The 11,928-nt window shown below is 69.6% G+C and carries 7 protein-coding genes; 6 read left to right on the forward strand and 1 reads right to left on the reverse strand.

Annotated features, from left to right (window positions below):
- Positions 1 to 194: 194 nt before the first annotated feature.
- Positions 195 to 3,749, reverse strand: coding sequence for a ThuA domain-containing protein (locus IE212_RS34305; protein ID WP_190201908.1), 3,555 nt, complete (start codon positions 3,747 to 3,749; stop codon positions 195 to 197).
- A gap of 614 nt (positions 3,750 to 4,363) precedes the next feature.
- Here IE212_RS34305 and IE212_RS34310 point away from each other — a divergent pair.
- The 6 genes from IE212_RS34310 to IE212_RS34335 all read left to right on the forward strand — a co-directional run.
- Positions 4,364 to 5,875: a sugar ABC transporter ATP-binding protein gene (locus tag IE212_RS34310; protein ID WP_190201909.1), complete on the forward strand. Its 1,512-nt coding sequence runs from the start codon at positions 4,364 to 4,366 to the stop codon at positions 5,873 to 5,875.
- Complete coding sequence (locus tag IE212_RS34315; protein WP_190201910.1) at positions 5,872 to 6,843, forward strand: ABC transporter permease; 972 nt, start codon at positions 5,872 to 5,874, stop codon at positions 6,841 to 6,843. The genes IE212_RS34310 and IE212_RS34315 overlap by 4 nt, the downstream gene beginning before the upstream one ends.
- 1 nt (position 6,844) lies before the next feature.
- Positions 6,845 to 7,816, forward strand: coding sequence for an ABC transporter permease (locus IE212_RS34320; protein ID WP_190201911.1), 972 nt, complete (start codon positions 6,845 to 6,847; stop codon positions 7,814 to 7,816).
- Between the two features lie 22 nt (positions 7,817 to 7,838).
- Positions 7,839 to 9,023: a substrate-binding domain-containing protein gene (locus IE212_RS34325; RefSeq protein WP_190201912.1), complete on the forward strand. Its 1,185-nt coding sequence runs from the start codon at positions 7,839 to 7,841 to the stop codon at positions 9,021 to 9,023.
- A gap of 4 nt (positions 9,024 to 9,027) precedes the next feature.
- Complete coding sequence (locus IE212_RS34330; RefSeq protein ID WP_229864721.1) at positions 9,028 to 9,984, forward strand: sugar phosphate isomerase/epimerase family protein; 957 nt, start codon at positions 9,028 to 9,030, stop codon at positions 9,982 to 9,984.
- Between the two features lie 14 nt (positions 9,985 to 9,998).
- Positions 9,999 to 11,928, forward strand: a 1,930-nt coding sequence (locus tag IE212_RS34335) for a right-handed parallel beta-helix repeat-containing protein (protein ID WP_190201913.1), incomplete at its 3' end; no start/stop codon positions are given.

The raw sequence follows: 11,928 nt of genomic DNA on the forward strand, positions 1-11,928 counted from the left end.
CGGGGGCGCTCTGCCCGGGCTCGATCGGTGCCGCCGCCGCGGTGGCGCCGACGGCGAGCACCAGGACGGTGCCCAGCGCGGACAGCCGTCCGTACCGGCGGGGCCGAGGTATCCGAAACACCATGGCGGTTCCTCACCTGTTCGTAGGGGAATGCCCGGCGCGCGACCGCGCCGGGCATCGTCGTCCGGACGGGCTATACGGCGGTGAACCGCCACTGCTGGTTGGCGCCGCTGTTGCAGCTCCACTGCAGGAGTCGTGCGCCGTCGGCCGTCGAGCCGCCGTTGACGTCCACGCACAGTCCACTGGGCACGCTTTTCACCGTGTACACACCCGCCGTGCCGGTCGGTGTGACGAGGAACTTCTGCGCGTTGCCGTTGTCGCAGGTGGACTGCTGCATGAACGCGCCCTGGGCGGTGGACCCGCCCGTGACGGCGAGGCACTTGCCGCTGTGCACCGCCTTCAGGTGGACGGCGCCGCCACCGGCGTCGACGGCCTGCCACTTCTGGTTGTTGCCGCCGGTGGACGGCCACTGGACGACCTGGGCGCCGTCGGCGGTCGAGGCCTCGCTGACGTCCATGAACTTGCCGCTGTGCTGCGCCGCGACCGTCCAGGTCCTTCCGGCCACGCCACCACCGCCGCCGCTGCCCGGTTCGCCGACCCCGTTGCCGCCGAAGGTGAGCGAGTCGAGGTCGAACCAGTTGTTCGAGGTGCCCTTGAACACCAGGTAGAGCTGGTGCGAGCCGGAGAGATCGGCGGTGTTCACCGCCGACGTGGACTGGTAGTTGTTCCAGCCGCCGGTGCTCGGCACCGGTGTCGTGGCCAGGAGCGTGCCGGTCGGGGAGTCGGCGCGCAGTTCGATCGATCCGCCGCCGCTCGGCGACGACAGACGGTACTTCACGCTGGTGACGCCCGACAGGCTCATCGGTTTGAACGCGATCCAGTCGCCGTCGGAGATGTCGCCGACCCGCTTGCCGCTCTCCGCGCCGGACTGCTCGACGATCCGCACACCCGACTGGTCCGTGTAGAACTCGGCCTGCTTGTGCTTGGGCTGGAGGATCACTTGGGCGTAGCCGGTGAGCGGGTTCGCACCGCCGGGGCCGCCGTCGTCGGTGTAGCGGGCGTTGAGGACGTAGTACAGGTTGGCACCCTCGGGATGCCCGCCCAGCAGCGTCGTGTCGATGGTGCCCGAGCACCCCGGATGGTCCGTGGTCTCATGCTGGTGGTCGTCGTGGCCGAGGGCTGGGTTGACGAACACCTTGGCGCAGTCGACGGGCGCGCCGCCGGGGTCCGAGACGGACACCTTGTACGGGACGCGGTCGCCGAAGTCCAGCATTCCGCCGTTGGACGGAATGGTGAGGGTGACCGTCGGCGCCGTGTTGCCCACGGTGATCGGCACGTTGGCGAAGGCCGTCCTGCCGGTGTTGTCGGTGACCTTGAGCTGAGCGGTGTAGTTGCCGTTGGCGGTGTAGGTGTGTGACGGGTTGGCCGCCGTGGACGTGGTGCCGTCGCCGAACGTCCAGTGGTAGCTGAGCGTGCTGCCCGGATCCGGATCCGTGGACCCCGCGCTGCTGAACTGCACGTTCAGTGGCGCGTCCCCGTTGGTGGGCGTTCCGGTGGCTTTGGCGATCGGCGACCGTCCGCCGTGGTTGTAATCGATGCGGTAGAGACCCGAGTCGTTGTTGCCACCGGAGAAGTTGTTGCCCCATTCGAGCAGGTACAGCGAGCCGTCGGGCCCGAACTCCATGTCCATCGGCTTGAGGAACTTGGCGGCGGGCATGAAGGAGTTGGTCCGGGTGACCGCGGTCGCGGAGTCGAAGTGGACCTCCTTGACGGTGTGGCGCGACCACTCGTAGAAGAAGTGGACCCCGTCGTAGTAGGGCGGGAACTTTGTTTCGGACGGGTTCGCGGCGTTGTAGCGGTAGACCGGTCCGCCCATCGGCCCCGAGCCGCCGGAGCCGAGTTCGGGGAAGTCCGGTGAGACGCCGTAGCCGTACCACATGTTCGGCGCGACGATCGGCTTGAGGTTGGTCAGGCCGGTGTTGTTCGGCGAGTTGTTGACCGGCGCGTTGCAGTTGAACTTGGCGCCGACGACGCGGGTGTCCGGGTTGTAGGGCGCGTAGGCCTGGTTGTCGCCGTGGCAGAACGGCCAGCCGTAGTTGCCCGGGCCCTTGATGACATTGAGCTCGACGAGCCCTTCGGGGCCGCGGTTCGTCGCGGGCGGGTTCCGGTCCGGGCCGTAGTCGGCGAGGTAGACCCACCCGTTGTCCGGGTCGATCGAGAAGCGGAACGGGTTGCGGAAGCCCATCGCGTAGATCTCGGGCCGGGTCTGTGCGGTGCCCTGCGGGTAGAGGTTGCCGGCCGGGACGGTGTAGCCGCCGCCCGCCGAAGGCCGGATGCGCAGGAGCTTGCCCCGCAGGTCGTTGGTGTTGCCGGCGGTGCGGGCGGCGTCGAGGTTGGCCTTGCCCGGACGCCAGTCCAGCGGGGCGTAGCCCTGCCAGTTGGAGTCGAGGTTCGGTGGGACGTCGTCCCCGGTGCCGATGTAGAGGTTCTTGTCGGGGCCGAACTCGATGTACCCGCCCGTGTGCCCGGGCTCGGCGAACGTGCGGTCCCGGGTCGCGGGGATGTCGATGATCGTCACCTGGCTCGACATGTTCAGGGTGTCGCCGGTGAGCGTGAACCGGGAGACCCGGTTGATGTCGGTCGGGACTCCGGCCGGGGAGTGATACAGGTACACGTAGCCGTTGTCGGCGAAGTCGGGGTCGAGCGCCAGTCCGGTGAGGCCGTCCTCGCCGCCGGTGTAGACGCTGAGCGTGCCGGCTGTCACGGTCTTGTTCGTCGTCGGCTTGAAGATCTTCAGCTGCCCGGCCCGCTGAACGTAGAGCACCCGCCCGTCCGGGGCGACCGCGAGGGCCATCGGGTCCGAGGTGTTGTCGTCGAGGGTGCGCTTCTCGAAGTTGCTCCACACGGTGCCACCGCAGTCGCCGGGCTCCTTGCCGGCCGCCCACTTGACGCCCCCGAGGACGTGGTTGCGGAAATGGGTCTCGCTGTAGGCCGCGCTGGTGTGGCCCATGCCGGTGGCCCACACGCGGCCGCCGCCGGTGTTGCGGCACCAGGAGATCGGGTGGTCCGGCCCCATGGCGCGGGAGCCCGGGTTGTATGTGCGCTCGTCGGCGGTGACCAGGACATGGACGTCGCCGCGGGGGTTGCGGTCGAAGTTGTACCACTCCTCGCTGCGGTTCCAGCGGTCCGGCAGGCCGGCCGTCGACGGGTGCTTCTTGTCCGCGACGATCGCGGTGCCGGACAGCACACCGGGGGAGTGCTCCGGCATGTGCGCCCCGCCGTTGATGGTCTGGTCCCACCACGGGTACTCGTTCTCGATGCCCATGTCCGTGGCGTTGTGGATCGCGACGATGCCCTTGCCGCTGGCGAGGTAGCCCTCCAGCGCCTGACGTTGGGCCGCCGTGGTCCACACCATTCCCGAGGTCTGGAACATGATGAGCACGTCGAAGGTGGCGAGGTTCGCCGGGGTGAATACGCTCGCGTCCTCGCTGTGGACCAACTCGAAGTTGTTGGCCGCCGCCTGCTCCCGGAACATCGTGAGGCCGGCGGGGATCGAATCGTGCCGGTAGCCGGTCGTCTTCGTGAAGACCAGGGCTCGGAAGGCCGGCGCCGCAGACGCCGGTTGGGCGATGACGAGCGACAGGAGCACGCTCGCGATCGCCCCGAAGACAAAGATGATGCGACGCATGCCGTCTCCTATTTCGGCGGAGCAACGATGGCATGACCACGGGCACGCGCCGGCAGCACCTCCGATGCGCCGGAGTGCCCGAGCGCGTCGTAGGCCCGCGTGTGCCGTCAGCTCGTCATCCCGTCCGCCGTGACGGGCAGTCAACTCCCATGGAAATGGGGGGCGTCACACCAGATGCGGCCGTCTCCCGTGGTCTGCCGGTCAGCATGCAGCGGCCTATCACAACAGTCAATATGGTTCGGGTGCGGCCGATTCCATAACACTTTTCGCGCATCAATCGTCGTTGGTTCGGGGCGCGACTGCCGTCGGGCCGATTCGATAACACATTTTGCGCATCAGTCTTCGTGGTTCGGCGCGCGACTGCGGACGGGTCGATTCGATAACAGATTTTGGTGAAACGGCGAACGTCCTCCTGTGATGTCCGGTGCTATTGCCAGGCGCTCATCGAGGCACTTACCCTCGGGGCCGCGATGCCGCCATCGCGTCCGGTGAAAGTCCGCGGCTATTCGACGACAGCTCGCGGGCGGGAGCCGTCATTCCATGCCGGCCGTACCAAACGATTCAGCTATCGGTGACTCAATCCTGCTGACCACGCGAATGCAGAGGTTCCCACGATGTCTGGCCTCCTGCCGTCACCGCTGCTCGCTCTGCGAGGCATCGGCAAGTCGTTCCTCGGCGTGCGGGTGCTCGACGGGGTCGATCTCCAGGTCCGGCCGGGCGAGGTGCACGCGGTCGTCGGCGAGAACGGCGCCGGCAAGTCCACGCTCATGAAGGTGGTGTCCGGCGTCCACCAGCCCGACGAGGGAACGATCGAGTTCGCCGGCGCACCGCGGACGTTCCGCAGCCCGCGTGAGGCCCAACAGGCCGGTATCGGCACCGTCTACCAGGAGCTGACCCTGCTGCCCGAGCGCACCGTCGCGGAGAACGTCTGGCTGGGCCGCGAGCCCCTGCGCCGCGGACTCGTCGACCGCAGGGCGATGCTCGGCCGCACCGCGGAGCTCCTCGCCTCGGTCGGGGAGGGCTCGTTACCGCCCGACACGCGCGTGGGACGACTCGGCGTGGCGCAACAGCAGGTGGTCGAGATCGTCAAGGCGCTCGCCCTCGACGCTCGGCTGCTCATCATGGACGAGCCCACCGCGGCTCTCGCCGACCACGAAGTCGGTCAGCTCTACGCGCTCGTACGGCGGCTGCAGGAGCACGGGATGGGCGTGCTGTACGTCTCGCACCGCCTCAAGGAGGTCTTCGCCCTGTCCAGCCGGATCACCGTGCTCAAGGACGGACGGGCGGTGACCACCCTGGACACCGCGGACACCAGCGCCGATCAGCTGGTGCGCCACATGGTCGGCCGCGAGCTGTCGAGCTACTACCCGGACCCGGCGCAGCCGCAGGAGCTGGGCCCGGTGCGGCTGACCGTCCGGGGCGGAGGCAACCGGAAGCTGCGCGGCATCGACCTGCGGCTGCGCGCCGGTGAGGTGCTCGGCGTCGGCGGTCTGCAGGGCTCGGGCCGGTCGGCGCTGGCCCGCGCACTGTTCGGCGCCGCACCGTTCAGCACCGGCCAGGTGACCGTCGACGGAGCACCGGTCCGGTTGCGCTCGCCCCGCGCCGCGATACGGGCCGGTATCGCCTACGTCTCCGAGGACCGCAAGGGTGAGGGGATCGTCGCCGGGCAGTCGGTGCTCGACAACGCGCTGCTGGCCGGCCGCGCCGTCCGCCCGGGCCGGCTCGGCCGCGGTGCCCGGACCGCGCGGGTGCGGGAGCTGCTCGCGGCCTTCGAGCTTCGCGCCGCAGGGGAGAACCAGGAGATCCGTTTCCTGTCCGGGGGCAACCAGCAGAAGGTCGTGCTGGCCAGGTGGCTCGCGCTCGCCCCGAGAATCCTGCTCTTCGACGAGCCGACCCGGGGCATCGACGTGGGCGCCAAGTCGGCGATCCACGATCTCGTCCGCCGGCTGGCCCGCGACGGCGCCGCCGTGCTGATGGTCTCGTCCGAACTGCCCGAGCTGCTCGGCATGAGCGACCGGATCATCGTCATGCGCGACGGCCGGATCGCCGGCGAGCTGGCCGCCGGCGCGACGGAGGAGGACGTCGTCGCCCTGGCGGTCGGCACCGAGCGGGAGGCGGCCGGATGAGCGGCGCGCTGTCCCTGCCGGCCCGGCGGACCCCGCCCGGCGTGTTCGTCGCCCTGGTCCTCACCCTGGCGATCGGCTGGCTCGTCGTCACGCTCGACGGCGGCCGGCTGTTCAGCCTGCCGACGACGGTGAGCCTGCTGCACGTCGCCGCCGGTCTGGGCCTCGTCGCGGTCGGCCAGACGCTGGTCGTCGTCGGGGGCTCGCTGGACCTGTCCGTGGCGTACGTGGTCAGCCTGAGCACCCTCGTCGCCGCCGAGACCATGGCCGGTGACGACGGCGCGCTGCTGCCGGCGATCGGCCTGACGCTCGCCGTCAGCGCCACGATCGGCCTCGTCAACGGCCTGCTCGTCACCACAGCGCGGATCAACCCCTTCATCGCGACCGTCGGCGTGGGACTGCTGCTGAAGGGATACCTCGACAACGGATACGACGGCCCGGCCGGCAAGACCGCACCCGCCCTGGTGCAGGGCCTGGGGTACCAGCGCATCGGCCCGGTGCCGCTGTCGTTCCTGCTGCTGCTCGCCGTCGCCGCCGCGGCCTGGTTCATGCTGGCGCGCACCCGCTTCGGCCACCACCTGATCGCCGTGGGCGGCGACCCGGAGCTCGCCCGGCTCTCCGGCGTGCGCAGCAACCGGGTCCTCGTCACCGCCCATGTGCTGTGCGCCCTCTGCGCCGGCCTCGCCGGGGTCTACCTCGCCAGTCGGCTCGGCGCCGGCGCACCGAGGGTCGGCACCGAGGGACTGTACGACCTGGAGTCGATCGCCGCGGTGGTGCTCGGCGGCACCGCCCTGGCCGGCGGGCGCGGCGGCGTTGCGGGCACGGTCGGCGGCGTGCTGCTGCTCGCGAGCGTCGACGCCGTCTTCAACCAGCTCGAGGTCGACGTGTTCTTCAAGCAGGTGATCCGTGGCGTGATCATCGTGGCTGCGGTCGCCGTCCACGCCCGCCGGGCGATGCGAAAGGCGTCATGACATGCGGATCGCGCGCCCACTGCGGCTCCTCAGGTTCCGCTCCGGCGGTCTCGCACCGATCATCGTGATCCTGGCGGTGTTGCTGGTTCTGCTGACCGCCCGCCAACCGGACTTCCTCTCACCGCCGTCGCTGATGTCGTTCCTCGGCCGCTCCGCGCCGGTCGTCCTGCTCGCCGCCGGGCAGTACTTCGTGATCGTCTCGGGCGAGCTGGACCTGTCCGTCGGCTCTCTGGTCACCGCCCAGGTGGTCATCGCCGCCCGGCTGATCGACGGCGACCCGTCGGCAGGCTGGCCTGTCGTCGTGCTCCTGCTCGCGTTCGGCGTCGCCGTCGGCCTCGTCAACGGTCTCGTCACCACGCGGCTGCGGGTGCCGTCGTTCATCACGACCCTCGGGATGTTCCTGATCCTCGTCGGTGCCGTGTACCTGTGGTCCGACGGTGCACCGAAGGGCGGCCTCTCCGAGGAGTTCCGCCTGCTCGGCCGGTCGGCGTTCGAGGACGTGCCCGCGCTGGGCCGGATACCGTACGCCCTGCTCCTCCTGCTGGCGGCGGCCGCGCTGGCGCTGGTGCTGACGCGGTCGGACTTCGGCCGCACCCTGGTCGCCGTCGGCGGCAACCCGCGGACCGCCGAGCTGAGCGGCGTGCGCGTGTGGCGCGCCAAGACCCTGGCGTTCGTCCTCAGCGGACTCGCCGCCACGCTCGCGGCGGTCCTCATCGGCGGGTACAGCGGAGTGTCGTTCCAGGCCGGTGCCGGCCTCGAGTTCGGCGCGATCACCGCGGCGGTCCTCGGCGGTGTCGCTCTGGGCGGGGGCCGCGGTTCGGCCGTCGGCGCGATGCTGGGCGCGCTGACCCTCGAGACGCTCTTCACGCTCATGAACTTCTACGGCGTCTCCGGCGCCCTCAAACCGACTGTCCAGGGCGCGATCATTCTGATCGCCGTGGCGGCGGCGTCCTTCCGTTTCCCGTCCAGATAAAGGGGACTCAGTGAGGCATTCCATGACGGTGCTGGCCGTGAGCACCTTACTGGTGCTGGCCGGCTGCGCCACCGACGAGCCCGCCACCGGCGCATCGGGTTCGCCCTCCGCGGGCACCGGGTCGGGCACCGGGTCGGGCACCGGGGAGCAGTCGAAGTTCTTCGTGCGGGCCGAGTACGACGAGCAGCTCGCGCTGCTGGACGCCGCGCCCGCCGGGCCGGCCGGCAAGCCCTGGGAGCAGGCGCTCAACCCGGCGATGGTGGAGACCGCGAAGTTCAGGAAGCCAGGACCGTACAAGATCTGCTTCTCCAACGCCGGGCTGAACAACCCCTGGCGCCAGGTCGGTTTCAAGACCATGCAGGCCGAGGTCGACACGCACCGCGGCCGGATCTCCGAGTTCGTCCACGTCGACGCCGAAGGCAAGGACCAGAAGCAGATCGCCGACATCAACGACCTGCTCGGCAAGGGCTGCCACGCGCTCATCGTCTCACCGAACACCACCGCGACGCTCACCCCGGCAGTGGAGGCCGCCTGCGAGAAGGGCCTGCCGGTCATCGTCTTCGACCGCGGCGTCGACACGACCTGCCCGGTGACCTTCATCAACCCGATCGGCGGCTACGGATTCGGTCACGTCGCGGCGGAGTTCGTCACCCGGAAGATGAAGCGGGGCGGCAAGGTGCTCGCGCTGCGCATCCTGCCCGGCGTCGACGTGCTGGAGACCCGCTGGTCCGCGGCGAAGGCCGCCTTCGACAAGGCGGGCGTCGACGTCGTCGGCGTCGAGTTCACCGACGGCGACCCGGCCAGGACGAAGAAGATCGTCAACGACTACATCCAGCGGTACGGCACGATCGACGGCGTCTGGATGGACGCCGGGGCGGTCGCGGGCGCGGCGGTCGAGGCGTTCGAGGACGCCGGCAAGCCCGTGCCGCCGATCAACGGCGAGGACCAGCTCGACTTCCTGAGGCTGTGGAAGGACAAGAAGCTCACGGCGATCGCCCCGACCTACCCGACCTACCAGTGGCGCACCCCGATCATCGCCGCGCTGAAGATCCTCGACGGCGAGCGGGTGCCGAACCCGTGGAAGCTGCCACAGCCGACCATCACCCAGGACAACCTGGACGAGTACCTCGACCCCACCATGCCGCCGCTGCACTACGCGATGTGCGGCTGCACCGACCTGCCCGGTTACCCGGGGCGCTGGAAGTAGTCCGGTGTACACCATCGGTGTCAACCCGTGGGTCTGGGCCTCGCCGGTCGACGACGAGGCCATGGCCGAGCTGGTGCCGCGGATCGCCGCGTTCGGTTTCGACGCGGTCGAGCTGCCGATCGAGCAACCCGGCGACTGGGACCCGGCCCGCACCCGGGACCTGCTGGCGGCGCACGGCCTGCGCGCGGTCGGCGTCTGTGCCGTCACCTCGCCCGGACGTGACCTCGTGAACGCCCCGCCGGAGGCCGTCGCCGCCACCGTGGCGTACCTGAAGACGTGTGTGGACAGTGCGGCGGCCGTAGGCGCGCCCTGCGTCGGCGGCCCGGTCTACGCCGCGGTGGGGCGGACCTGGCGCATGTCACCGTCTGAGCGCGCGGCCTGCTACGCGGACGTCCGCCGCGCCCTGCGGCCAGTGGCCGACCACGCGGGGGAGCGGGGCGTGAGCATCGGCGTGGAGGCCCTCAACCGCTATGAGACGAGCGTCGTCAACACGGTCGAGCAGGCGGTGGAGCTGATCGACGGCCTGCCCGCGAACGTCGGTCTCATGATCGACACCTATCACATGAACATCGAGGAGGCCGACCCCTGCGAGGCGCTCGTCACGGCTGGTCCGCACATCAAGCACGTCCAGGTCAGCGGTACCGACCGCGGCGCGCCGGGCGCCGACCACTTCGACTGGCCGCGCTTCCTCGCCGGCCTTGCCACGACCGGCTACGGCGGCGCGGTGTGCATCGAATCGTTCACCGCGCAGAACGAGGCCATCGCCACCGCGGCCTCGATCTGGCGGCCGCTCGCCCCGTCGCAGGACACCCTCGCCCGTGACGGGCTGTCCTACCTCCGGACTGTCCTGCGCGGACTGGAAAACGCTCCCCTGACCGGCAACCGCCATGAGGAGAAGACGTGTTCACAACCCGCACGATACGAAGGCGGCTTCTGTCCGGAGCCGCCACGGTCGGTTTGACCGCGGCCGCCGTGATGGCGTTCCCCGCGCCCGCGTCCGCGGCACCCGTCACGGTGCACGTCTCGCCCTCCGGCACCGGCACCGACTGTTCCAGCGCGCGGCCGTGCTCACTGACAGCCGCGCGGGCGGCGGTGCGATCGCTCAACGACGACATGTCGGACGACATCGTGGTGCAGTTGGCCGACGGTGTGTACCGGATGACCCAACCCTTGCGGCTGACGGCGGAGGACTCCGGCTCAGGCGGTCACACGGTCGTGTGGAAGGCCGCCCCGTCGGCGCGTCCGGTGATCACCGGTGCCCGGGCGGTCACCGGCTGGTCGGTGGCCGACGCAGGCAGGAACATCTGGCGGGCCGACGTGCCCGCCGGTCTCGATGCCCGGCAGCTCTATGTCGACGGCGCCGTCGCCACCCGGGCACGCACGCAGGCGAACAGGGCCGATTTCACGGCCACCAGCGCCGGGTTGAGGTTCTCGGGCGGTGCGCTGAGCTATCTGAACAACCTGGCCGACCAGAGCCGGGTCGAGGTGGAGAGCGTCAACTCCTTCACCGACCGGTACTCGCCGGTGCAGAGCATCAGCGCGAACTTCATCACGATGCAGCAGCCGGCGTGGAACAACAACAACTTCGGCTACGACACCCTCATGCGGCCCCACCGGGCCGGTCCGTTCTACCTGTCCAACGCGTACGAGTTCCTGGACTCGCCCGGCGAGTGGTACCTGAATCCCAAGGGCGGAGCCCTGTACTACATCCCCCTGGCCGGGCAGGACATGAGCACCGTCAGCGTGGAACTGCCGACGCTGCAGTCACTGGTGAACGTCGGGGGCACGTACAGCGAGCCGGCCCACCACATCACGTTCAGCGGGATCACCTTCACCGGTACGAGCTGGCTGGGCCCCAGCAGCAACCAGGGTTACGCGGACCAGCAGACCGGCGCGTACCTCGCCGGCAACTGGAGCTGGCCGGGCTTCGACTCCTGCCACAACGGCTGCACGCAGTTCGAGGCCGCCCGGCCACACTGGCTGCAGATGCCGGCCGCCGTGCAGGTCTCCGCCGCCGACACCATCACCTTCAGCGACTCCAAGTTCGTCAACCTGGGCCAGACGGCCATCGGTATCGGCAACGACGCGGGCGCGCACGCCAGCGGCGTCGGCCTGGGCGCCCGCGACATCACGGTGACCCGGTCGGAGATCTCCCGGAGCTCAGCCGGCGGCATCCTCGTGGGCGGCGTGCGCGCCGACGCCCACCACCCCGGCGACCAGCGCATGGTCAACAGGGACATCACGATCAGCAACAACCGCATCCACGACCTCGGGGCGGACTACCGGGGCATCGTCTCCGTCCTGACCACGTACGTCACCAACAGCACCGTCGCTCAGAACGAGGTCTACAACATGCCGTACTCCGGCATGTCGATCGGGTACGGCTGGGGCGCCAACGACGCGGGCGGCAGCAACCACTATGCCAACCGCGGCCTGTACAACTACCAGCCGCGCTACACGACGCCGACCACCGCGTCCAACAACCGGCTCATCGGCAACTACATCCACGATGTCATGCAGCAGATGAACGACGGCGGCTGCATCTACACGCTCGGGTGGAACCCGAGCGCGCTGATCAGCCGGAACCACTGCCTGCGGACCAACGGATACTTCGGGGTGTACTTCGACGAGGGCTCGAAGTACTACACGGCCACCAACAACGTCTTCTCGAACACCGGTACGTGGGCGACGGCCAACTACTGGGGTGGCGAGAACATGGGGAACTGGACCGTCACCGACAACTGGTCGACCAACGGCAGCACGAACGTGACCAACGGGGACCGCGGCAACGTGGTCTCCGGCAATGTCACGGTCACCAATGGCAACTGGCCTTCCGCTGCCCGGGACGTGATGGCGTCCGCCGGACCGCGGGACACCACTCCACCGACGCCCACGGCTCAGCAGA

It is taken from the genome of Streptomyces djakartensis (assembly GCF_014651075.1).
Lineage (GTDB): Bacteria > Actinomycetota > Actinomycetes > Streptomycetales > Streptomycetaceae > Streptomyces > Streptomyces djakartensis.